Here is a 22,643-nt window from a genome sequence, read left to right on the forward strand (position 1 = left end):
CCAAACTAAAAATACCGCCCAGATCATAACTTCCAAAAGCGTGGACGGCAAGCCAAAAATATTAAACCTAATTAAATAAGCCGGCAGAGCTGCGATTAAAAGCATAACCGCCAGGTCTAGCCGGCGCCAAGCTAAAAGAAAAAATAAAATTGTGAATAAAAATATTAAATATTGCATGTCAAAAAATTATTCATAAAATATTTAAAAGTCGCCAGGGGGTTTGGGGGTTGGAGTTGGCGTCAAGGCGAGCGCGCCGAAGATAAAACGGTGAGATAGCCAATCGGAAACCCCCAAGACTTTTTGCTTACTTTTTAGTCATAAAAAGTAAGGCCTAGCGCAGCGTCACGAATATTTTAATTTAAAAAAAGATATACTACAATGTTCAAATGATTTACTAAATAAAAAGAAAAATTATCTTTATTCCTCTAACTCCTGGATTCCCGCTTTCCCACCAGAGGCGAACAAGCGCGGGAATGACAAACGGTAATTTTACATAATAAACAAATACAGCCCCAGACAAATCATTACCGTGCCGATTAATTTTTGGAGTAGCACGCCGCCGCCCAGCTGTTCGTTTAACATTTTGGGGAACTTATTGGAAATTAATATAATTATGACAAACAGAAATAAATATTGCACGCCCTGCAGAGCGTTAATCATAGCCACGTTGCCTAAGCTGATGGCGTAATTAATCATTATAAAAGCGGCCGCGGCCATAAGCCTGATAAGCAAAAAGAAAAATAAATTTTTAGGAGTTTTCGCGCCGCGCTGCTGCTTAAAAATTACCCGCCGCCAATCAGGAATGAACAGCATTAAAAGCACGCCGATGAAAGATCCTAGCCGCGAGTAGACAAAACTGCCGACAAACGGCTGATACATATAAATATATTTCATCAAAACATAATAAGCGGCGAAAAAAACCGCCGCCGTCACCGAATTAACTAAAATACGGCTGGTCGGCTGGACGCCAGCCGGCACCTCGCCGACAATATCGCCGATAACTTCCCTGAATCTGGCTATGACTTTTTGGTAGGAATAAACTTTGGTGTGTTTTATGGAAATTAAAGCGCCGCCGCAGATTAAAATAACAAAAGCCAATAGCTGCCGCTCGGATAAAGTTTCACCTAAAAAAACGAACGACAAAATAAAGCTGAAAATCGGCACGAGCGCGCCGACGATCGGCACCACGCGCGAAGCTTCGCTTTGATGCAGGGCTTTATACCAAAAAACCAAAGTTACCAAAAATAAAAAACCGGCCAGTAAATCAAGAGTCATTTCCTGGAGATTCGGCATCCAGGGCCAAAAAAACAACAGGCAAGCGTTAAAGACGCTCCAAATCCCGACATAAAAGGCGTAAGCGATCGAGGAATGGATTTTTTTGGACAACAAAAATTTATCCGCTATATAAACTCCGGCATTGATAAAATACGCGCCGACAGCGATAAAAATCCACATAAATTATTTGATTATCTGGCTATATTTTAGCATTTTTTATCCATGATTGCGAGGCGGCCGGCCGAAGCAGGCTTAAAATCATTAAAAATATAGCTTAACAATTTATAAATCAGCTTAACCGCGAGATAATCTGATGTTTTATCAATTTTATTGGGGCATAGCTCAACTATGTCAAAGCCAATAACTTCTTTTTCTTGGCAAACTTTTTTTAGAAAATTAATCACCGGATACCAACTTAAGCCTCCGGGCTCCGGCGTTCCGGTCGCGGGCAAAATGCTTGGGTCAAAAACATCAAGGTCAATGGTAATATATACTTTGCCCGATAGTTTAGCCAAAGCTTTTTCTTGCCAATTTTTATTATCATAAATTTCCTGGGCATAAAAAATCCTGCCCGCCGCCAAACCTAACCGCTCGCTTATATCCAGGCTTCTAACGCCAACCTGAACGATCGGGCAAATCTCTTTTACTCTGGCCATAACGCAGGCATGGTTGAATTTTGACCCTGAATATTCCTGCCTTAAATCAGCGTGGGCATCTAATTGCAAAACATGCAAATCTGGATATTTTTCCTTATAAGCCGCGATCGCCCCAAGGCTGACCGAGTGCTCTCCGCCGAGGACAACCGCCATTTTATCTTGAGCCAAATATTTTTTTACCGCCGACTCAACTTGCTTTACCATTAGCTCGGGCTTAGCCGAAATTTTAACCGGCTTAGCGGTATGAATGCCTTTTTTATAAACTTCGGAGCCGGTTTCTATGTCATACCATTCAAGATTAACCGAAGAATCAATAATGGCTTTCGGGCCTTTATCCGCGCCTTTAAGCCAGGTGCTGGTGCCGTCATACGGCACAGGCAATAAAACTATTTTAGATTCTTTAAGCGCGGAATACTTTTCCGGCCAATCGCCAAATTTTGCAATCATAATTTTATATTTAATTATTTATATGATTATTTATATTAATTTTAACACCTTTGAGAAAATTAACAATCTTTTTAATTTCTTAAGCCTAAAAGCTCCGCCCCATGATTGACAGATGGTTGCCGGGATAGTAAACTTTTATTATATTCTTAAATAAAAACTATGTCTAAAATCCTGGTCATCGGCTGCGGCAACGTCGGCAGCGTCGGCCTGCATAAAATGGCCCAGCTACCGAAAACTTTTTCCGAAATCCATGTGGTCAGCCGCACTTCTAAAAAATGCGAAACAGTAAAAGCTTCTATTTTAAAAAGAAGCAAAGGCAAAGTTAAGCTCAATATCCATCAGGGCGACGTCAGCGATAAAAAATTTTTATTAAGCCTGATAAAAAAAGTTAAGCCCGAGCTCTTAGTCCATTGGGGCCATCCTTACGATAATTTAACCGTTATGGACGCCTGCCTGGAAGCAAAAGTGAAATATATTGATACGGCTTGCTACGAAGACCCGAAAAAATACGGCTTCTCCCATAAACTGCAATGGGCTAAAGACAAGGCTTTTAAGAAAAAAGGCCTGTTGGCGATTTTAGGCGCGGGTTTTGATCCCGGAGTTTCCAATATTTTTTCCGCATACGCCCGCGATTATCTTTTTGACGAAATTAAGACGATTGATATTCTTGACTGCAACGGCGGCTCCAAGGACAAAAAAATAAAATTCGCGCCGAATTTTGACCCGGAAATAAATCTGCGCGAGCTTATTCTGCCGATTGAATTTTGGAAAAACGGCAAATGGCAAAAACGCGGCCGGCTGATTGACGAAGGAGCGGCTTATTTTGAATTTGACTTTCCGGAAGCCGGAAAATTCACGCCTTACATGATGTACCACGAAGAAATGGAAAGTTTGGTTAAGCATATTCCCGGGCTAAAGCGCCTGCGCTTCTGGATGACTTTTTCTCCGCAGTATCTTACTTATCTGCGCGTGCTTTATAACGTCGGCTTAACCAGGATTGATCCGGTAGCTTACAACGGCTGTTCGGTCGTGCCGGTTAAATTCCTTAAAGCAATTTTGCCCAGGGGCGAAGATTTTAATAAAAGCTATAAAGGCAAAACCAATATCGGCAACATTATTTCCGGCCTGAAAAACGGGCGGAAAAAAGTTGTTTATATTTATAATGTCTGCGACCACCAAAAAGCTTTTAAAGAAACCGGCGGCAACGCCATCGGCTATACCACGGCCATCCCGACGGTTACGGCGGCTAAACTGGTGCTTGAGGGCGAATGGTCCGGAGCCGGCGTAAAAAACACCGAAGATAAATCGCTTAACTCAAAAATATTCTTAAATGAAATGGCCAAAGTCGGCTTAAGCTGGACGGTCAAAGAGCTTAAAGATCTGCCGGACGCGCTAAAAAAGGAATATTAAATTAATAATTTACAGTTAATTATGACTGTCAAAAAAGAAAAGCCATTTGTTGAGCCTTGGATTGATACAACCGGCTGGCGGGCCGATGATTTTAAAAATCTGCCAACGCCCGGCTATATAGTTGATGAAAAAATTCTGGAGCGCAATTTAAAGATTTTAGCCAAAGTACAGAAGCAGTCCGGCTGCAAAATTTTAATGGCGCTTAAAGGCTTTTCCATGTTCAGCGTTTTCCCGCTAATAAAAAAATATCTTCCCGGCGCCGAAGCCAGCTCGGTTGACGAAGCCCGGCTCGGCTCTGAAGAATTCGGCGGCGAAGTCCATGCTTTTTGCCCGGCTTATACCAAAAAAAATATCCGCGAATTCATAAAATATTCCGATCATCTGATTTTTAATTCTTTCTCCCAATGGCTGGCGTTTAAAGGAGCGGTTAAAAATTCGGGCAAAAAAATCTCCTGCGGCTTGCGGGTTAACCCGGAGCATCGCGAAACCAAAACGCCGCTTTACGATCCCGCCGGCCCCTATTCCCGCTTGGGCGTGACTAAAAAGAATTTTCAGCCGGAAAATCTTATCGGCCTGGAAGGCCTGCATTTTCATACTCTCTGCGAGCTTAACGCCGATGCACTCGTCCGAACGCTAAAAGCCTTTGAAAAAAAATTCGGCGAATTTCTGCCGCGCCTGAAATGGGTGAACTTCGGCGGCGGCCACCATATCACGCGCGCGGATTATGATATTGATTTATTGATTAAAACCATTAAAGATTTTAAAAAACGCCAGCCTCATCTTCAGGTTTATTTGGAGCCGGGCGAAGCCATTGCTCTAAACGCCGGAGTTTTAGTGGCGTCGGTCGTGGATATCATAAAGAATAAAATTAATATCGCTATCCTGGATATTTCCGCGGCCGCGCATATGCCCGATGTTTTAGAAATGCCCTATCGGCCGGCGATTTTACAAGCCGATCTAGCCGGAAAAAATAAATATCTTTATCGCCTAGGCGGGGCAAGCTGCTTGGCCGGCGATATTATCGGCGATTATTCTTTTAACCAGCCATTATCCATCGACCAAAAGATTATTTTTCTCAATATGGCGATTTATACTATGGTAAAAAATAACACTTTTAACGGTTTAAGGTTGCCGAATATCATGAAGCGGGACTTAAACGGCAGAATAAGGTTAATAAAAAAATTCGGCTATAACGACTTTAAAAACAGATTGTCTTAAAATTAATAAAGCACTTCGCTCAAATAAAAACCGCGGCTGCCGGATCTGGCAGCCGCGGTTTAATTTAAAAAATGTATTTTACGCCCGTCCGAAATAATTCGGCGCTTCTTTTTCCATGACGATGCCGTGCGGATGCGATTCGCTCAAACCGGCCGAAGAAATATAATAAAAATCCGCTTTAGTTTGAAGCTCTTCTATATCGGCAGCGCCCGTATAGCCTAAGCCGCTACGCAACCCGCCTAAAAGCTGAAAAATAATTTTTTCCACCTCGCCTTTATACGGCACGACGGCTTCAACTCCTTCGGGCACTAATTTATCTTTGCCGGTTTCTTTCTGGCTGTATCTTTCGCGGGCCGCGGCGCTCGCTTCCATGGCCGCGAGCGATCCCATGCCGCGATACTGCTTAACCGGCATGCCGTTTCTTATAAAAACCTCGCCCGGCGTTTCGGCCGTGCCGGCGAACATTTTCCCGAGCATAACCGAGTCGGCGCCGGCCGCGAGCGCGACCGTAATATCACCGGAATATTCAATGCCGCCGTCCGCGCAAACCGGCACGTTTAAGCCTCTTAAAGCGCGCGCGCAATTATAAACGGCCGTAACCTGGGGGCAGCCGATGCCGGCCACTACGCGCGTGGTGCAGATTGACCCCGGACCTTGGCCGACTTTAAGGCCGTCGGCGCCGGCTTTAGCCAGCCTGACCGCGGATTCGGCTTCCGAAACATTGCCGACCACGATATCAATTTTAGAATATTTTTTCTTAAGCTGTTTTAAAGTTTCTAAAACCGCGCGCGAGTCGCCGTGCGCCGTATCAATAACTAAAACGTCAACGCCGCGCTCGCTTAATAATTCCGCCCTGTCTAAAGCGTCTTGCCCGACGCCCACGGCCGCGCCCACCCTTAAATTGCCGTTGGCGTCAAGATTATAAAAAGGCGAACCGCCGGTAATAATACGCTTAACGTCGGAGTAAACATACATGCCGGCCAGTTTTTTCTGCTTATCAAGTAAAGGCAGAATCTTCTTCTTGGTTTTTTGCATCATGATAAAAGATTGCTTTAAAGAAATTCCTTTTTCAGCCGTGACTAAATTTTTAGCCTTGGTCATGATTTGCCCGACTTTTAAATTATGATTAGAGCAAAATTCTATGTCATTGCCGGAAATAAGCCCGGTTAAGCGGCCGCGCGCGTCAACTACCGGAAAACTGCGGAAAGGATAATTTTTTTCCTCTATCATCTTTAAAATTTCCTTGATAGTTTGGCTGGTCTCTAGGCAAATCGGCCTTTCAATCAAACCGTTTAAATAAAATTTCACCCGTGAGACTTCCTTGGCCTGGTCTTTGGGTTTAAGCGCGCGGTGGATTATGCCTAAGCCGCCGCTTATGGCCAAGGCAATGGCCATTTTATGCTCGGTTATCATATCCATGGGCGAGCTTACAAGCGGCGCGGCCAGCGGCACGTTGCGCGAAAATCTGCTGGCCAGCTTAACATCGTTGGGAGCGGTTTCGGAATAAGAAGTTTTAAGCCTGACGTCGCCATAAGACAAAGCCAAGCCTAAAGCCTCAATTTTTTCAAAAAATCCGTCTTTTTTCAAAAATAAATCTTGTTTGGACATATATTTATAGAAAGCCCCCTTTAACAAAGGGGCCTGCCTGCCGGTAGGCAGGGTTGGGGGATTTTATTATTTTTAATCTACCTTAACCTGATTATTTTTGCAAATCTCGGCGTAAACTTTAGCGCTCTGACGCGCCGTCCGCTTAAAGGTTTTGCGGTCAACCGCGTATAAGCCGAATTTAGGCCAATAGCCTTCGGCCCATTCAAAGTTATCTAACAACGACCAATAAAAATACCCGCGCACGTCAACGCCCTCGCCAATGGCTTGATGGATATAAAATAAATGGTCTTTTATAAAATCAACTCTTAATTTATCGTTCGCGTCAGCGATGCCATTTTCTAAAATATAAATCGGTTTTTTGTATTTTTTGTAATTTTTTAAAACAATATATATTCCTTCTGGATATATTTCCCAGCCGCGGTCGGTAATTTTTTCATTCAAATTTTTTCTAAACGGCGGATACCAAACTAAACGGTCATGATGATACCAATTTACTCCGATATAATCAAAATAGCCTCTTACCCGATTTATATACCAATCGTTACGCAGATAATTAGCCAGCTTAACCATTAATCTTTCCAGCGGATTATATTTATTAGCCGCGGTAAAAGCGCCGGAGGTCATAGTGATGCTAACTTGCGCGCCTGGATATTTATTATGAATAATTTTATAACAATTTTTATGAACGGCTACGAAATTATTGAATACTTTAAATAAGGCCGAGCTAAACTTTTTGTTCGGCGGAAACTTGCCGTCTAAATAGCCATGGCCGATTATCATAAGCGGTTCGTTAAGCGTCACCCAATAATCAACCAAGTCGCCGAGCTCATCAACTATAAACTGCGCGTACCTGTTAAAATACCCTCTAACTTTTTTGCTTTCCCAGCCGCCCTCTTTAATTAACCAAAGTGGATTAGTCCAATGCCAAAGAGTTAAAACCACTTTAATATTATTTTCTTTAAGCGTTTTTAAAATTAACCGATAATGCTCAATGGCTTTCATATCAAATTTTCCTGCTTCAGGCTCAACTCGCGCCCACTCAACCCCTAGACGATAAGCTTGGCAATTCAGCTCTTTAAGGCATTCTATGTCTTGACTAAATAATTCATACGATTTGCAGGCCGAACCGCAAAAATAATTATCACGGTTAAACATTTCCGGAAATTTTTCTTGCTGCCAACGATGCCAATATGTTTCAGCTTGCTTCACTAAGCGATCAGCATTTTTTTCTTCCCATTCGCTCCAATCATTAATAATCCCGCCTTCAACTTGATAAGCCGAAGTAGACGCGCCCCAAAGAAAGCCGGCGGGAAATCTTAGTATTTGTTTGGACATATAATAATATTATAACATTTAATTTTTAAATTACCATTTTTTTAGTTGACTTTAGGCTAATTTTATTGTAAAGTAATTAAATAAATTATAAATTTTTTCCATGAACATAACCGAACTAGCCAGAATTTTAAGGGTTCCGACCCAGGAGCTGCGCGATAAGCTGCCGCTCATCGGTTTTGATATCGGCCAAAAAGCCATAAAAGTGGATAATGTAACCGCGCAAAGGATTATTAAAGAATGGCCGATATTGATTAAACAGCTGGCGGCCAAAGAGCAAACGGCTAAAAAAGAAGAAACCGTAAATACGGCCGTAGCTCAAGAAGCCAAAGAAATAAAAATTCCCGCCTTTATAACCGTCAGGGATTTTTCCAGCCTGACCGGCGCGCCGGTTAATAGAATCTTGTCCGAGCTGATGAAAAACGGCATTTTTAGCTCGCTGAACGAAAAAATTGACTTTGATACCGCGGCCATCATCGGCCAAGATTTAGGCCTTAATATAACGCCGGCCGGAGAAGTTGAAGTTAAGAATGAAGCCGACCTGGATATTTTAAAACAGGTTTTTAGCCAAGAAAATCAAGCTGATTTAATATCCCGAGCGCCGATCGTCGTGGTTATGGGCCATGTTGACCATGGCAAAACAAAACTGCTGGACGCCATCAGAAAAACCGACGTAGTGGCCGGCGAAGCCGGCGGCATCACCCAGCATATCGGCGCTTACCAAATAATCCATAAAAACAAGCCCATTACTTTCATAGATACTCCGGGGCATGAAGCCTTTACGGCCATGAGAAACCGCGGCGCGCGCATTGCCGACATCGCCATTTTAGTCGTGGCCGCGGACGACGGCGTTAAGCCGCAAACCGTGGAAGCTTACCGCATTATTGAAGCGGCGAAAATTCCTTTCATCGTGGCCATAAATAAAATTGATAAGCCGGAAGCCAACATTGACATGGTTAAGCGCGAATTAGGCGAACAGCTTAAAGTCGTTCCCGAAGATTGGGGCGGTAAAACCGTCTGCCTGCCGATTTCGGCTAAAAATAACCTTGGCTTAAGCGAACTTTTAGATATGCTGCTCTTAACCGCTGAAATGGAAGAAAAGAATATTAAGGCCAACCCTAAAGCCAGCGCTTCGGGCACGATTATTGAATCGCATATTGACCGCGGCCAAGGCCCGGTGGCTACGGTCTTAATCCAAAACGGCCGCTTAAGAGTCGGCGACCCGATGATCTTTAACGGCATGTTTTACGGCAAAGTAAGAGCCTTAGAAGATTACACGGGGAAAAACATTAAAGAAGTTTTGCCTTCCATGCCGGCGAAAATAATCGGCCTGAAAATGGCGCCGGCCGTCGGCGATATTATGCAGATCGGCCAAGGCGAAAAAATTAAAATCAGAAAAACCTTCTCTGCCGGCGGCGAGGCCGCTAAAACCGAAGAAAAAAAAGTAGCGGCTGACGTTAAAAACATAAACATTATCATTAAAAGCGACGTTCTTGGTTCGGGCGAAGCCATTGAAGGATCGCTGGCTAAAATAGACCAAGAAGAAGTAAAAATAAATATTATCGCTAAAGGCCTGGGCAATATTACCGAAGGCGATATCGCGCGAGCCCAGGACAACCAAGCTAAAATTTTAGGCTTTAACGTTAAAATAACTCCGCAAGCGCAAAAATTAGCCAGAGAAAAAAATATTGAAATAAAAGGCTACAAAATAATTTATGAATTAATCAACGACCTTAAAGCCGAAGTGGAAAGTTTTATCCAATCAAAAATGATCAGGGTTGATCTGGGGCGGATGAAAGTCTTAGCGATTTTCCGAACGGAAAAATCAAGCCAAATAGTCGGCGGGCGGATAATTGACGGAAAAATTGAAGCTAACTCCTCGATTGAAGTTACGCGCGATAAAGCGGTTATAGCCGAGGGAAAATTGGCTAAACTGCAAATCGCCAAGCAGGACGTCAGCATAGTCGACGTTAACCAGGAATGCGGCGTTAATTTTGAAGGCAAGCCGGTGATTAAAGTTGATGATATTTTGCAGTTTTATAAAATGGAAAAGGTAAAAAAACAAACCTAATTATGCCCCGACGCATTGAACAACTGAATGAACAGCTAAAAGAGGAATTGGCCAACCTGATAATAAAAGAGGTGGCCTTAGACAACGGCCTAATCACCGTTTGTTTTGTTAATTGCTCAACCGATTTAAAGCACGCTAAAATCGCCATTTCGGTTTTACCGGATAAATTCGGCCCGTCGGTTTTAAAAAAAATGTGGAAACTTTCCAGCCTGTTTAGCCGAGAATTAAAAAATAAATTAAAAATCAGGCAGATCCCGAGGTTCCATTGGGTGCTTGATACGACCGAGCGCCGGGCGGCGGAAATAGAAGAAGTAATTAAGCAGATAAAAGAGGAGGAGCTTTAATTGTCATTGCGAGAAGCCCATAATCGGGCGACGAAGCAATCTCACGAACAACAAACTTTTGCTCAAGACAACATATATGTTAGATTGCTTCGCTTTTTCCAAAAGCTCGCAATGACAGATCATATTTTATGGATATCCAACTATACACCAAAGCCTACAACTTAATAAAACAATCACAAAATATCCTGATTGTCACTCATGAACAGCCGGACGGTGACGCCTTGGCTTCGGCTTGCTTAATGGCGGAAATTTTAAGCCTCTTAAATAAAAAATACCGGCTTTACTGCTATAGCCAAGTCAATCATCAATACGGTTTTTTGCCGCACCTGGAAGAGCTAAAAAATAATATTGAAAATTTTGATTTTGATTTAATCATCGCGCTTGACTGCGGTAATGTTGAGCGCACTAAGCTGGAAAAGGAAATTTTAGCCCGCCGACCCGATCAGCTGGTAATAGAGATTGATCATCACCCGAAAATAAAAGACTATGCCGATTTGGAAATCCGCGATTCGGCCGCGGCCGCGACCGCGGAAATATTATATTATTTCCTTAAAGCCAATAAAATAAGGATAAATAAAAACATGGCCAGCTGTATTTTAACCGGCATTCTAACCGACACGGGAAATTTTCTCTACCCGTCAACTTCGCCGGAAACCGTTAACATCGCTTCGGAAATGCTTCGCCTAGGTGCGAAACTGCCGCAAATCATGGAAAATACCTGGCGCAATAAGTCAATCGCTTCCATGAAAACCTGGGGCAAGGCTATGTCGCGCTTAAAAATCAATCCGCGATATAATTTCGGCTTTACGGTTTTAGAAAGCGCGGACGTGCCGGCCGAAGTAACCGAAGAAGAGCTTGAAGGCATGTCCGGCTTTTTAAGCAACTTAGACGCGGTTAACGGCACGATGCTTTTACGCCAGTTGCCCGACGGCAAAATTAAAGGCAGTTTGCGCACTGCCGACCCTAAAATAGACGTTTCCAAATTAGCGCGCGCCTTAGGCGGCGGCGGCCATGCCAAAGCGGCCGGCTTTACGGTAGAAGGAAAATTGGAAAAAACAGAAAATGGCTGGAAAATAATTTAAGGCGCATTTGTCATTGCGAGAAGCCCCGCGTCTGCGGGGCGACGAAGCAATCCCACGAACTATAATCTTCGTAAAACGTTGCCACTTTATTTTATATGCATCATTTCTGAGATTGCTTCGCTACGCTCGCAATGACAATCACAGATTGACAATTTAAAATATTATATCTACAATAAATTCGTAATTGATAATTTTTAATTGAAAAAATATATGCCTCTAATTCCAACCGTTATTGAAAAATCCGGGCAGATTGAACGGGCTTACGATATTTATTCGCGCCTATTAAAAGACCGCATCATTTTTTTAGGCGAGCCGATTAACGACCATACGGCCAATATCATTATCGCCCAATTTTTATTTTTAGACGCCGAAAGCAAAGGCAAAGACATAAAATTTTACATCAACACGCCCGGCGGCTCGGTTACGGCCGGATTAGCGATTTACGATACCATGCAATACGTTAAATCGGATGTTTCCACGATTTGCGTCGGCTTAGCCGCTTCTATGGGCGCGGTTTTACTCGCTTCCGGCGCCAAAGGCAAAAGATTTACCCTGCCTAATTCGGAAATTTTGATCCATCAAGTCATGGGCGGCTTTGAAGGCCAGGCCTCGGACATTAAAATCCATTCCGAGCATATCTTAAGAGTCAGAGAAAAACTAAATAAAATTTTAGCCAAGCATACGGGCCAGCCGATTTCCATGATTGAAAAAGACACTGACCGCGATCATTTCATGTCGGCCGACGAAGCGGTAAAATATGGCATAGTTGATAAAGTGATTGTAAAATAATTTTTTTATCATTCCAGCTAAACCTTAAGACGATAAAAAATCCAAAATTTTTGTTTAAATAAAATAAGAGCGGAGTTATGGTTCCGCTCTTTTTTATCTGGCTTTTTTTGAAAAAATTAAATCCGGTTATCGGGAAGAGTTTTTAATTTTTCTGGTTTCCCGCCATTTATGACCTGGAATTTACTTTTTTTATCTTCTGGCGATGAAGGCTTATGAGTTCCAGATACTTCGCCTAAGCCTTCCATGCTTTTTCTAATAGCTTCTTCCCTATCATGGTCAATTTTACTTAAAGGTCTACCTTTAAAACCCGGATTAACTTTTTTAAAAATTTTCGATATCGGACCATCTCCACTCGGTGGTTGTTCATTGAAATTACCCATATATTTTTTCCTCCTCCTTTTTTATTTAAATTATTTTTTATTTAGTTTCTACTCTAATAAAACCAAAAAACAAACGGTCTGTCAATGGCGGGATTAAAATTTCCCTTTTACAAACACCCGCGGTTTTGCTATAATATAGCTAAGTATAATGCAAATATACGCGTATTGCTTAATTCGCGCCGGTTTGTTATCATTTAAAAAGATTATAATTAAATTTAAAAAACCATGAAAAAAATTATTTTCGCCTCCCTGGCGGTCGCTATGGTTTTAACCGGCTGTACGGCCGGCAACTTAAACGGCGGAGTAGACGTTAAAACTCCCGAAGGCAGCGTTAAAACCGACGCTAACGGCGTTGAAGTTAAGTCCGAACAAGGCAGCGTAAAAGTTGATAATCAAGGCGGAGTGAATGTGCAAGCGCCTGAAGCTAGCGTTAACGTTAACGATCAAGGCGTAAAAGTTGACAGCCAGGCGGACGGCGTTAAAGTTGACGTTGATGCTGATGGCAATGTAAAGATAGAAACTCCTGATGTAGACATAAACGCGGGCGAATAAACACTGTTGATTTTTATTTTTTACTGTGTTAACATAGCAAATAACTCCTACATGGGAGTTTTTTGCTATAATGTAAATAGGCCAGTCTTCGCCCTTGTAGTGAAATGGATATCACGCGACGCTTCGGACGTTGAATTCCGGGTTCGAATCCTGGCGAGGGCACAGATAGATATAGGCGAGTAAATCGGGCCAAAAGGTTAGCCCCGTTTTCTTTTTCGGCCCCGAGGCAAGCACCGAGGAGCTTCAAATCCTCTCCGGGGCACAGGCAGTAGTAGGTATAAGTTAAAACTTAAAATGTAAATTTTGGTGGCGTAGCTCAGCTGGTTAGAGCGTAGCACTCATAACGCTAAGGTCGGTGGTTCAAGCCCACCCGCCACCACCATCCAGGCGCTGTTAGCTCAGCTGGTAGAGCAGGTCCCTCTTAAGGACAAGGTCACAGGTTCGAATCCTGTACGGCGCACTAAACAAAAAAAGAAGGCTTTTTGAGCCTTCTTTTTTAATGTTGTAATTTTTTTATTTTCCCTTTAGCGCGTCTTTTAAAGTCTTGCCGGTTTTAAATTTGGCCACCGTAACCTGGGGAATCTGGATGCGTTCGGTTGGCTTCTGCGGGTTAACGCCGCCGCGGGCGTGGCGCGATTTCGCCATGAAAGTGCCGAAACCGGTAATAGTAACTTCGTTGCCGGCTTTAAGCTCCGAAATAATTGTGCCGACTAAAGCCTCAACCATGTCTTCGGCCTGTTTTTTTGTCACCGCTACTTCAGCGGCGATTTTTTCTATTAAACCTGCTTTGTTCATAGATTTAAAATTAATTTATATTAATATATTTTGTAATAGGCTTGATGCTTTTAGTTTTTTTTGTTTTAGGATCAATTTGCAAAAAAACAGCGTTGAAAACCGAGCGTCCGCTTTCCGGAATAACATGCGAAGATTTAATCTGGGTCAAAAAAGTTTTAATGATGCCTTCTTTATCCACGCCGATAACGCCGTCGGCGAAGCCGGTCATGCCCACATCGGTTAAGAGCGCCGTGCCTAGCTCGGAAATCCGCGCGTCGGCCGTCATGACATGAGTATGCGTTCCTAAAACAGCGCTAGCTCGGCCGTCAAGGTAATGGCCCAAAGCAATCTTTTCCGAAGTGGCTTCGGCATGCATATCAACTATTATAGCAGATAGGTTATTATTGGCAAGATTAGATAAAATTTCATCAACTTTATGAAATGGATTATCATGATCCATGAGCATGAATACCTGGCCGATTAAATTAACCAACAGTATTTTATGGCCGTTTTTAAGTTCAATAATAGTAAAACCTTTGCCAGGAGCGTCGTTAGAATAATTGGCCGGACGAAGTAATGGTACGTCGCTATCATAGACTTTAAGCGAGCCGGTGTTGCCGAAGCAATGATCGCCGCCGGTAAAAGCGTCAACCCCGATCGCGAGCATTTCTTTTATCGTCGGCTCGGATACGCCGTTGCCATGGGCTAAATTGTCCGCGTTAAGGATAACCAAATCCGGCTTAAGCTCTTTTTTTAATTCAGGCAGAATCTCCCGGACCGCCTGGCGGCCGATTTTACCGTTGATTTCGCCGATGAAGAGGATGTTTAACATACAATGAATTGTCATTGCGAGGAGCGCTAGCGACGAAGCAATCTTTGGTTAAACTCCGAGTGCGTGAGATTGCTTCGCTCCTTTCAGTCGCTCGCAATGACAAATAAAAATTTATCTGGCGTATTCGGTCACGCGCATTTCTCTGATAACGTTAACTTTTATTTCGCCCGGATATTTTAATTCCTGTTCAATTTTTTTGGCGATTTCCTTGGCTAAATTAATCGCGGCCAAATCATCAATTTTATCCGGCGTGACGAAAATTCTGACTTCGCGCCCGGCCTGGATGGCGTAAGCTTTTTCAATGCCTTCAAACGACGTGGCGATTTTTTCTAGCTCTTCCAAGCGCTGGATGTATTGGTCAAAAGTATCGCGGCGCGCGCCCGGACGAGCCGCGGAAATGGCGTCAGCCACTTTAACGATAACGGAAATAAGGCCGTCGGGGCGGTCTTCATGGTGGGTTAAAATCGGCGCGATTATATCCGGAGTTAAATTAAATTTTTTGCCGATGTTGGCGCCGATTTCCGGATGCGTGCCCTGGACTTCATGGTCAACCGCTTTGCCGATATCATGAAGCAACCCGCCCTTTTTAGCCAAAGTAACATCCGCGCCTAACTCTTCGGCTAGTAGCGCTGATAAATGAGCAACTTCCACCGAGTGGCGCAAAGCGTTTTGGCCATAGCTTGAGCGGTATTTTAATCGGCCGATTATTTGCACTAATTTCGGGTCAAAACCGGTTACGCCGACTTCGTACATGGCTTCTTCGCCGGCTTTTTTAATGTCTAGAGCCAATTCTTCCTTAGCTTGCTTGATCGCGTCTTCAATTTTAGTCGGGTGGATGCGGCCGTCCTTAATTAAATGGTCTAAAGTTCTTTTAGCAATATGGCGCCTGATCGGCGAAAAGCCGGAAATAGTTATGGCGTTAGGCGTATCGTCAACGATAATTTCCACGCCGGTAAGCTGTTCAATAACTTTGATATTCCGCCCTTCGCGACCGATAATCCGGCCTTTCATTTCATCGTTAGGCAAATCAACCGTGGTGGTAGTGATTTCCGTGGCGAAAGTTGAAGCCAATCTTTGGATAGCGCCGGCCATTAAATCGCGCGCCTTATCGTCTAAGGCGTCCGAGGATTCTTTCTCCAGCTTGTTGATTCTAATAACCAAATCGTTTTTAATATCGCTTTCAATGTTTTTAAATAAAACCTGTTTGGCTTCTTCTTTGGACAAGCCGGCGATTTTTTCCAATTTGGCCAGCTGTTCTTCTTTAATTTGTTTGATTTTTTCTTTAACCTCTTCAAGCTTATTGACTTTGTCATAAAGCTCTTGCTGCTTGTCCTGGAGTTCCAAGAGTTTTTGCGAAAACACGGTTTCGCGTTTTTCTAAGCGAGATTGCAGACCGTTAATTTCCCGGCGCCTTAATTCATCTTCTTTTTTCGCTTCTTCAATGATTTTTAAAGCCTTTTCCTGGGCTTCGAGTAGCAGTTCTTTTTGCTTGGCCTTAGTCTCGGTTAAGATTTTTTCCGCGCGGGCTTCGGCGCTGGAAACTTGGGCTAAACCACGGCTTTTTCTGACAAAATAGCCAACAAAAAAACCGCCGATGACAGCTAGAATTCCAATAATAATATAATACATAGAATGGCATTCCAGCGCCGGAGGTTAGTTGTTACAAACAAAACAAGACCAAACGTTTATTTTAGCTTGGGCAAAATATTGAGAACGCAATTTGATATTTTAGAGAAAATGTTACGTGCCACAAAATTAATTGCTAATCTAAAGTAAAATTTAATCCCGCCTGAATTGTCCGTAAGCTGTCCGACCGCTGGAAATTATTTTTATTAATTTACATTTTCCAGCTTAACATAAGGCGGGAGTTTTGGCAAGGCTGATAAACTATCTAAACATAAAGCCAACGGCAAATCGCTATCGGTTGTTTTCTATTAATTTCCCACCTGATTTTTCAATCTCAATTTTCATTTTTTCAATATCTGGATTGCTAATTTCAGTCGGTTTAATAGCGCTCCGGGAGGTAATCAATGTGCCCTTGCAGGCAGAGGAGCCATTTTCTTTTTCCAGAGTTAAATAATGATAAATATTCATAACAAAATTGGCGTAATCTTTAGAAGGAGACGCGGGAGATAAATATTCTATATTTTTAATATCAAAAGGACATTCTATGTATTTTTCCGCTTCCCCGATTTTTTGTTCGGTTTCCGCTGTCCGATTATCAATCATTCCTATTAGACATTTGCCTTCTGCGTCTTTCCTGTTGTATAGGATAATTGAAGTGGCAAAATTGTCGGTTAATTCTACCCGGGCGGGTAAACATTCTTCTGTTATAGATCTACCAAGACAGGTAAGCGCCTGGTCTTGCTCCAGCATTAATTCAAATCGCCCGATTCCGGGTATGGCATCATTATTAATTCCGCATAATTTCCCCTGATTATTTTTTATTGCATCTTCCGCCGAATTTTGCTTAGTCCACGGATTTAAATTTTTATTAATAACATTTTTTGGCAAAATTACAAAAATAAATAAACCGCCGATTAGAAAAAAAATGAATATAATAAAAATCAGCCATTTTAATTTGCTCAGCGTTATAGAGCTGTCGCTTATTTTATTATTTTCAACATTCAATAAAGCGGGATCGCTAACCTTCTGTTTTGTATTTGTAATATTTTTATCTTTTTCCATTTTTACAATAGCAAATAATTATTAATTTTTATATATTAAACAAACTTATTAACTTAATAACACGAGCAACTATCTATGCACTTTATGCAAAGATTACCGCTGCAATTATACGGACAAGCGTTACCGCATGCGCCGTTGAGCAAATAAGCTCCTGGCGGCGATGTACAAATGCTGCCATAACCCCATGTCGCATATTTTGTTCCTTCTGATGGCGAGCATACAGCGCCAGGGCAAGCGCCAACTTTTAATGATGGGATAGCAACATACCAAGTATTGCAAGTTGTGCCACAATGCCACGTTGGTGGTTTACAGATATATTGCGAGGTGGCAGAATCGTAACTGCAAGTCTCACTACCCGTGCAATCCTGCTTTAGCTCTTCTCTGACGTTACAGCTGTTCATCCAATAAACATCGCCTCCGTAACACGTTGTGGATGTATGCGGAGTGCAAACGCATGAGCCGCTAACGCAAGTCGCGCCTGTTTGACAGCCGACCGTACAGCTAGTAGACGGCTTTTCTCCTTCATTGCAAGTATTTTCTTGCGTACACCAAACATCTCTGGTGCCGCTACCGCAAAGGTTCGCGCCAACATCGCAGCTGCTAGTTAGCCAAACGCCGGGCGGCGGCGAATCCATTAATATTTCCTGGATTTCATCGGAAGTCAAAGCCACGTTCCAAAGCATAATTTCGTCTAAAATGCCATTCCAATATTTTGCCGTTCCTAAGGTCGCATCATCTCTGGCGCCGATAAGCAATCTTAAAGCATTGGCCGGCAGAAGGCCTGAATTAGCAAAACTATATCTTTCTTCACCGTTAACATAAAATTTAGCGACGGAACCATCCCGTGTTAAAGCTAAATGAACCCATTTATTAAGAGGAATTACAATGGAAATTGGCATGCTGATAAATTGTCCTTTTAATACTACCCTTATATGGCTAGCATCTAAATACATGGCATATGCTTGTTGCGCATAATTTTTTGAGAGAATATAGGAGAGTAAGGAACTGCTAGTTTTAATCCAAGCGCTCATCGTAAGCTGATCGGTAATATCCAAACTATTGCTATCAGCAACTGTTACATAGTCGGTTGTTCCATCAAAGATATATGCCCCGCTTCCCCCGCCATCCGTTGTCCAAGTCGGGCAATTTCCTCCGGTACAAGAGCCGTGATTATTATTTCCCGACGAATCTGTAAAAAATGTCGCGCCCGGACCATCATTAAAATGCAGTTCCATCACCGGTGTAGGCATGGATGAACAACTTTCCACCGACAAACCGGACGGTAAATGGCTGCTAAATGCCTCCCATTCGGCCTGCGTTTTAGTGGGTATAAAATAATTGTTAGTTGAGTTATTGATTATTTTATAGCAATCTCCGGCCTCGCTGCCGATTACAACGTCGGCCGTGCCGCCCGGATTAACCTGATAGCCTTGGTCCCAAAAATTATCAGCCCAGCTAATCCCGGCGATAACTAATATAAAAAACCCGACTAAAAAAATAATTAAACCGATTTTTTTATTGTTTAGCGCTATTTTCATTGTAGTAATTTCTAAATTTATTTTTTATTTTTCCAGCAATCGCAGTTGCTCTTTTAAACTTTTGATTTCCGCTTGCTGTTCTTTAACCGCTTCAATTAAAGGCGCGATCAGGCCGGCATAATTAAGCGATTTTAAGCCGGAGTCCGGACTGGTAGTTACCAGCTCAGGGAATATCTTTTCCACATCTTGCGCAATTAAACCGATTGACTTCTGACCGTTATCGCGCCAAGAAAAAGATACTCCGTTTAACTGCGAAATTTTATCTAAAGAATTAGATAAAATTTCAATATTATCTTTTAAATTTTTATCCGAAGAATAAAGAAAAGCCGTGGCCTGGACATTGCCGTTAACGTCTAATTTTTGCGACGGTGCCAATGTCCCAATCCCAACTTTGCCTGTATTAGTAAAAGATACTAACTCTCCGGCTCCCGGAGAATAAAATCTTAAATCCGCTGAAGCTTCTGGCGCATACATATACCAATCCGAAGCCGTTCCTCCGGATCTTCGCAATCTTAATTGCGCCTGCCCCACGCCCGTTGACTTAACTAAAATTCCGTCGTTTGCTCCGGTTGCTATCGCTTTTTCTATATGCAATAAATTGCTTGGTCCAGCTGTTCCGATGCCGACGTTGCCATTTTCCACGATTAAACCTAGAGGGGAAATACCGTCAGTATTAATCCAGAGGGGACCTGATTTTGTTTGCAGTAAAGGTCCGGCATTAAGCGGCGCGGAACAGCCCGGATTACCGCTAGCGCAGGTTGGCGGATTAGCCACTGGCGCGGTCCAGTCGGCTAACAACGATTGGAAAGAAATGGACAGGCCGAGAGTTAAAATTACGGCAAAAATAAAAAGAAAGGAGGTTTTAAAGTTTTTAAATTTCTTTTTAGCTAACTCCGCCGACTGGTTTAAAAATTTACTAAAATTAAAAATCGCCATATTTTTTTAAATTATAAATAATTTTATTTTATCTCCGCGTTAATCTGATCAATTATTTTCTGCCTTTCCTCTTGCGCTTTTAAGTCCGCGGCTTTTTCTTCCGGGGTTTTGTTCTCTTCCTTTTCTACTATTTCCGCGTTAATCTGATCAACTATTTTCTGCCTTTCCTCTTGTGCTTTTAGATCAGCGGCTTTTTCTTCCGGAGTTTTATTCTCTTCCTGCTTTATTATTTCCGCGTTAATCTGATCAACTATTTTTTGCCTGTCTTCATCCGAGATAACAGTTTGATTAGTGTCTAACCCGTCGCTCGGCGCGATAGCTTTATTAACGTATAAAACAACAAAAACAAATACTATAATTAAAAATAAAATTAAAATAATTAAAACAGCTTTTTTTGAAGACATAAAATTAAAATTTATTGCTATATATTAATAAATTTACAATTATATTATACCAAATTAACCAATTTATGTAAAATAAAAAATAGCACTATAGCATGCTAGGCTATTTTTAACTTTATTTACCTAAAACCGAATAATAATTATATTTGTCTTTGTATATTTTTTCTATTTTTAAGCCGGCGGCCAGAGCAAGTTTTTTAAGCTGATTTTTAGTAAAAGCGTGGTAATAGCGCCGGCCGATTTGCTCGCCTTTATTATTTTTCCAATTAAATAATATATCGCCGAAATCCATTTTATGGCGGCCGGCCAGCTTTAAGAGCCCATATTTTAAAATCAGCCGCCTAAATTTTTTCTGATTCCATAAATTCCAAACCGTAATGATAATTTTTCCACCCGGTTTTAATTTGCCTTTCATCTGTTCAAGCGCGCGTACGCGCAAATCATTTCCCGGCAGGTGATGCAGGACCGCGACGCAAAAAACATAGTCAAAATTATTTTCCGGCAGTTTATCCAATTCCAAAATATCGACAACCGCATATTTGTCATTACGAGCGGCCATTTCCTCTTTGTCATTCCCGCACAGGCTTGCCTGTCCGGTAGACAGGCGGAAATCCATATTTTTTCTCGCCGCCTCAATCAATCTCTCACTGTTGTCCACGCCTAAATACTCTATTCTTTTATTAACAAACGCCTGCAAAAGCCTGCCATTGCCGCAGCCAACATCCAATATTTTATCTCCATCTTTAACCATGCCGGCTAATTTTACCAATTCCGGCCATAATGGTTTTTTTCTAGTTATGTCAAAATCCTCCGCGATTTCTTCATAATTGCGCTTAACCAATTCTAATAAATTTTTTTGAGTTTGCTTATCCATAAAATTTACCTCCTCCTATCAAAAGAAACCGGAGGAATTTCCCTCTCCTTAATAAGGAGAGGGCTAGGGTGAGGTCTTCCTCTTATTTTCTTACCATTTCTCCGTCAAAAAGAAAAGGGCAAACCCGAAGGTTCGCCCTGTATGTAGATTTTACTTCTGTAAATTTTATTTCTTCAGCTCTTCAGAGGAAAGAATTCTACCTTCTTGGAATCGCGACCGAATCATTATTTCAGAACTATTTGACCTTGTTGTTGATCCGACAACATGGCCAGCAACGCCATCCTTCTTGGCTTCGCTTATTAGCAGATCAGCATCTTCTAAATCTTTAACGATTACGAGCAAGCCGCAACCACCATGGAAATCGCCATAAGCATCCAAGTCGGTGATCGGTGTAAGATCAGCCCCTTGCACTTCATAGGAAATTTTTTGAGCCAGCTGCAATACTGTCGGCGGCTCCGGCATATATTTAAGCTCTGCGCCGATGCCCTGGGGAAGAATTTCCCCAAGCTTGCTCCAGACGCCTCCCCCGGTTATGTGAGCGATACCGGTTATGGCAACGTCAGCCTTTTTAATGTTGCCGTCGGGAAGCCAGCCATGAACCCGCGTTATTGTCCTGGAATAGTTGACGGACGGACGACAAAGCTCTTCAAAATAGTGCAATGCAGGAGTAGGAAGTAGTTTTACCGACGAAACCTTGCCCCATTTTTTCGTGCCGATTGTAATGAGTTTTGTGTAACCATTGCACCTGGCGCCTTCTTCATTAAGGCCGACAATAGGCATATCGGGTTCAATCGCCGATCCGTCAATTTCTTTGTCAACATGTCCAATACCTAAAGCTGTCCCGGTCCAAGTAAGAATGAGTTGTTCGGGGCTGCCGTCATCGCAGAAAGTCGTAATAGCCAATTTCATAGTTGCATTTTCACCAGTGATATTCATAGTCATTGTCTCTTTCAGCGCCATGCCATAACCCGTAAGAAGCGCCCTGATAAGCGACAAATTTTCCTCAGTTATACGCTTGAAATCAATCTGATTGGCCAGCATGGCTACAGGCAAACCGCCATCGCGCACAATGTCCTCATAGCACATTTCAATTATTTCCCTACCCAGAAAATAAAAATGCCTAGGGCTGGAAAGAAGCGTAAAGCACCCCGGCTTATGTCCTGCGCCATCATTCTGCGGGATCATATACATTTCATCGCGGGACATCATCTCTAATACAGCCTTACTCCAATTAATACACACCATGCCGCGAAAAGACCCACGTTTTTTAACAATAGGCCGCAAAATTTCATTATTGCCTAAACTAGCGTCATTGATCTTTTTTGCCAGAGATGAGACCAAATCCCCTGGTTCAATCGTCTCTTTAAAATAATCACTTTCTCTTTTTTCAGCCATCATTTTCACCCTTTCCTTTCAACCAAAATGGTTAACTCTAT

At 42.4% G+C, this 22,643-nt stretch carries 21 protein-coding genes and 3 tRNA genes; 10 read left to right on the forward strand and 14 right to left on the reverse strand.

From position 1 onward, the window contains the following. Window positions 1–489: 489 nt before the first annotated feature. Window positions 490–1,455 carry an EamA family transporter gene (locus WC639_04285; protein MFA6306996.1) on the reverse strand — a complete coding sequence of 322 codons (966 nt, stop codon included), beginning with the start codon at window positions 1,453–1,455 and terminating at the stop codon, window positions 490–492. 26 nt (window positions 1,456–1,481) lie between these two features. Next, entirely contained in the window at window positions 1,482–2,378 is an 897-nt protein-coding gene (speB, locus tag WC639_04290) for an agmatinase (protein ID MFA6306997.1), read from the reverse strand. 159 nt (window positions 2,379–2,537) lie between these two features. Between speB and WC639_04295 the strand changes: the two genes are divergently transcribed. Both WC639_04295 and nspC read left to right on the forward strand, forming a co-directional pair. Then, window positions 2,538–3,788, forward strand: coding sequence for a saccharopine dehydrogenase family protein (locus WC639_04295; GenBank protein ID MFA6306998.1), 1,251 nt, complete (start codon window positions 2,538–2,540; stop codon window positions 3,786–3,788). Window positions 3,789–3,809: 21 nt separating this feature from the next. Beyond that, a complete protein-coding gene (gene nspC / locus WC639_04300; GenBank protein MFA6306999.1) occupies window positions 3,810–5,006 on the forward strand; it encodes a carboxynorspermidine decarboxylase in 1,197 nt (398 codons plus the stop codon). Between the two features lie 78 nt (window positions 5,007–5,084). Here nspC and guaB read toward each other — a convergent pair whose 3' ends face one another. Continuing rightward, a complete protein-coding gene (gene guaB / locus WC639_04305; protein MFA6307000.1) occupies window positions 5,085–6,614 on the reverse strand; it encodes an IMP dehydrogenase in 1,530 nt (509 codons plus the stop codon). Between the two features lie 72 nt (window positions 6,615–6,686). Further along, a complete protein-coding gene (locus WC639_04310) occupies window positions 6,687–7,949 on the reverse strand; it encodes a glycoside hydrolase family 1 protein (GenBank protein ID MFA6307001.1) in 1,263 nt (420 codons plus the stop codon). Between the two features lie 100 nt (window positions 7,950–8,049). Here WC639_04310 and infB point away from each other — a divergent pair, with 100 nt between their 5' ends. The 4 genes from infB to clpP all read left to right on the forward strand — a co-directional run bounded on the left by infB (window position 8,050) and on the right by clpP (window position 12,232). Next, complete coding sequence (gene infB, locus WC639_04315) at window positions 8,050–10,017, forward strand: translation initiation factor IF-2 (GenBank protein MFA6307002.1); 1,968 nt, start codon at window positions 8,050–8,052, stop codon at window positions 10,015–10,017. A 2-nt stretch (window positions 10,018–10,019) separates the two neighbouring features. Beyond that, on the forward strand, window positions 10,020–10,361 hold the full coding sequence (gene rbfA / locus WC639_04320; protein MFA6307003.1) for a 30S ribosome-binding factor RbfA: 342 nt from the start codon (window positions 10,020–10,022) through the stop codon (window positions 10,359–10,361). Between the two features lie 128 nt (window positions 10,362–10,489). Continuing rightward, on the forward strand, window positions 10,490–11,443 hold the full coding sequence (locus WC639_04325; GenBank protein MFA6307004.1) for a bifunctional oligoribonuclease/PAP phosphatase NrnA: 954 nt from the start codon (window positions 10,490–10,492) through the stop codon (window positions 11,441–11,443). A gap of 210 nt (window positions 11,444–11,653) precedes the next feature. Next, window positions 11,654–12,232: an ATP-dependent Clp endopeptidase proteolytic subunit ClpP gene (gene clpP, locus WC639_04330; GenBank protein MFA6307005.1), complete on the forward strand. Its 579-nt coding sequence runs from the start codon at window positions 11,654–11,656 to the stop codon at window positions 12,230–12,232. Window positions 12,233–12,348: 116 nt separating this feature from the next. On the opposite strand, the gene WC639_04335 is transcribed toward clpP, so the two are convergent. Continuing rightward, entirely contained in the window at window positions 12,349–12,612 is a 264-nt protein-coding gene (locus WC639_04335) for a hypothetical protein (protein MFA6307006.1), read from the reverse strand. Between the two features lie 225 nt (window positions 12,613–12,837). Here WC639_04335 and WC639_04340 point away from each other — a divergent pair, with 225 nt between their 5' ends. The 4 genes from WC639_04340 to WC639_04355 all read left to right on the forward strand — a co-directional run bounded on the left by WC639_04340 (window position 12,838) and on the right by WC639_04355 (window position 13,624). Then, a complete protein-coding gene (locus WC639_04340; GenBank protein ID MFA6307007.1) occupies window positions 12,838–13,164 on the forward strand; it encodes a hypothetical protein in 327 nt (108 codons plus the stop codon). A gap of 90 nt (window positions 13,165–13,254) precedes the next feature. After that, a tRNA-Arg gene (locus WC639_04345) sits at window positions 13,255–13,326 on the forward strand. 143 nt (window positions 13,327–13,469) lie between these two features. After that, window positions 13,470–13,546: transfer RNA gene (locus WC639_04350), tRNA-Met, on the forward strand. 5 nt (window positions 13,547–13,551) lie between these two features. Beyond that, window positions 13,552–13,624: transfer RNA gene (locus WC639_04355), tRNA-Lys, on the forward strand. Between the two features lie 53 nt (window positions 13,625–13,677). Here the strand turns inward: WC639_04355 and WC639_04360 are convergent. The 9 genes from WC639_04360 to WC639_04400 all read right to left on the reverse strand — a co-directional run bounded on the left by WC639_04360 (window position 13,678) and on the right by WC639_04400 (window position 22,605). Continuing rightward, window positions 13,678–13,959, reverse strand: coding sequence for an HU family DNA-binding protein (locus WC639_04360; protein ID MFA6307008.1), 282 nt, complete (start codon window positions 13,957–13,959; stop codon window positions 13,678–13,680). Window positions 13,960–13,969: 10 nt separating this feature from the next. Then, on the reverse strand, window positions 13,970–14,770 hold the full coding sequence (locus WC639_04365; GenBank protein ID MFA6307009.1) for a TIGR00282 family metallophosphoesterase: 801 nt from the start codon (window positions 14,768–14,770) through the stop codon (window positions 13,970–13,972). 111 nt (window positions 14,771–14,881) lie between these two features. Next, window positions 14,882–16,399, reverse strand: coding sequence for a ribonuclease Y (rny, locus tag WC639_04370; GenBank protein MFA6307010.1), 1,518 nt, complete (start codon window positions 16,397–16,399; stop codon window positions 14,882–14,884). A gap of 288 nt (window positions 16,400–16,687) precedes the next feature. After that, entirely contained in the window at window positions 16,688–17,458 is a 771-nt protein-coding gene (locus WC639_04375) for a hypothetical protein (GenBank protein ID MFA6307011.1), read from the reverse strand. 53 nt (window positions 17,459–17,511) lie between these two features. Continuing rightward, on the reverse strand, window positions 17,512–18,996 hold the full coding sequence (locus WC639_04380; GenBank protein ID MFA6307012.1) for a LamG domain-containing protein: 1,485 nt from the start codon (window positions 18,994–18,996) through the stop codon (window positions 17,512–17,514). A gap of 24 nt (window positions 18,997–19,020) precedes the next feature. Further along, complete coding sequence (locus WC639_04385; protein ID MFA6307013.1) at window positions 19,021–19,932, reverse strand: tail fiber domain-containing protein; 912 nt, start codon at window positions 19,930–19,932, stop codon at window positions 19,021–19,023. Between the two features lie 23 nt (window positions 19,933–19,955). Continuing rightward, on the reverse strand, window positions 19,956–20,336 hold the full coding sequence (locus tag WC639_04390) for a hypothetical protein (GenBank protein ID MFA6307014.1): 381 nt from the start codon (window positions 20,334–20,336) through the stop codon (window positions 19,956–19,958). Window positions 20,337–20,448: 112 nt separating this feature from the next. After that, window positions 20,449–21,207, reverse strand: coding sequence for a class I SAM-dependent methyltransferase (locus WC639_04395; GenBank protein ID MFA6307015.1), 759 nt, complete (start codon window positions 21,205–21,207; stop codon window positions 20,449–20,451). A 165-nt stretch (window positions 21,208–21,372) separates the two neighbouring features. Next, on the reverse strand, window positions 21,373–22,605 hold the full coding sequence (locus tag WC639_04400; GenBank protein ID MFA6307016.1) for an AIR synthase-related protein: 1,233 nt from the start codon (window positions 22,603–22,605) through the stop codon (window positions 21,373–21,375). Between the last annotated feature and the right edge of the window lie 38 nt (window positions 22,606–22,643).

The organism is Patescibacteria group bacterium, from assembly GCA_041662965.1.
Lineage (GTDB): Bacteria > Patescibacteriota > Patescibacteriia > Patescibacteriales > GWC2-42-12 > JACPHD01.

Excerpts from the sequence above, each read along its gene's own strand:
- WC639_04285 (MFA6306996.1), bottom strand. The coding sequence starts at position 1,455 with ATGTGGATTTTTATCGCTGTCGGCGCGTATTTTATCAATGCCGGAGTT.
- speB (MFA6306997.1), bottom strand. The coding sequence starts at position 2,378 with ATGATTGCAAAATTTGGCGATTGGCCGGAAAAGTATTCCGCGCTTAAA.
- WC639_04295 (MFA6306998.1), top strand. The coding sequence starts at position 2,538 with ATGTCTAAAATCCTGGTCATCGGCTGCGGCAACGTCGGCAGCGTCGGC.
- nspC (MFA6306999.1), top strand. The coding sequence starts at position 3,810 with ATGACTGTCAAAAAAGAAAAGCCATTTGTTGAGCCTTGGATTGATACA.
- guaB (MFA6307000.1), bottom strand. The coding sequence starts at position 6,614 with ATGTCCAAACAAGATTTATTTTTGAAAAAAGACGGATTTTTTGAAAAA.
- WC639_04310 (MFA6307001.1), bottom strand. The coding sequence starts at position 7,949 with ATGTCCAAACAAATACTAAGATTTCCCGCCGGCTTTCTTTGGGGCGCG.
- infB (MFA6307002.1), top strand. The coding sequence starts at position 8,050 with ATGAACATAACCGAACTAGCCAGAATTTTAAGGGTTCCGACCCAGGAG.
- rbfA (MFA6307003.1), top strand. The coding sequence starts at position 10,020 with ATGCCCCGACGCATTGAACAACTGAATGAACAGCTAAAAGAGGAATTG.
- WC639_04325 (MFA6307004.1), top strand. The coding sequence starts at position 10,490 with ATGGATATCCAACTATACACCAAAGCCTACAACTTAATAAAACAATCA.
- clpP (MFA6307005.1), top strand. The coding sequence starts at position 11,654 with ATGCCTCTAATTCCAACCGTTATTGAAAAATCCGGGCAGATTGAACGG.
- WC639_04335 (MFA6307006.1), bottom strand. The coding sequence starts at position 12,612 with ATGGGTAATTTCAATGAACAACCACCGAGTGGAGATGGTCCGATATCG.
- WC639_04340 (MFA6307007.1), top strand. The coding sequence starts at position 12,838 with ATGAAAAAAATTATTTTCGCCTCCCTGGCGGTCGCTATGGTTTTAACC.
- WC639_04360 (MFA6307008.1), bottom strand. The coding sequence starts at position 13,959 with ATGAACAAAGCAGGTTTAATAGAAAAAATCGCCGCTGAAGTAGCGGTG.
- WC639_04365 (MFA6307009.1), bottom strand. The coding sequence starts at position 14,770 with ATGTTAAACATCCTCTTCATCGGCGAAATCAACGGTAAAATCGGCCGC.
- rny (MFA6307010.1), bottom strand. The coding sequence starts at position 16,399 with ATGTATTATATTATTATTGGAATTCTAGCTGTCATCGGCGGTTTTTTT.
- WC639_04375 (MFA6307011.1), bottom strand. The coding sequence starts at position 17,458 with ATGGAAAAAGATAAAAATATTACAAATACAAAACAGAAGGTTAGCGAT.
- WC639_04380 (MFA6307012.1), bottom strand. The coding sequence starts at position 18,996 with ATGAAAATAGCGCTAAACAATAAAAAAATCGGTTTAATTATTTTTTTA.
- WC639_04385 (MFA6307013.1), bottom strand. The coding sequence starts at position 19,932 with ATGGCGATTTTTAATTTTAGTAAATTTTTAAACCAGTCGGCGGAGTTA.
- WC639_04390 (MFA6307014.1), bottom strand. The coding sequence starts at position 20,336 with ATGTCTTCAAAAAAAGCTGTTTTAATTATTTTAATTTTATTTTTAATT.
- WC639_04395 (MFA6307015.1), bottom strand. The coding sequence starts at position 21,207 with ATGGATAAGCAAACTCAAAAAAATTTATTAGAATTGGTTAAGCGCAAT.
- WC639_04400 (MFA6307016.1), bottom strand. The coding sequence starts at position 22,605 with ATGATGGCTGAAAAAAGAGAAAGTGATTATTTTAAAGAGACGATTGAA.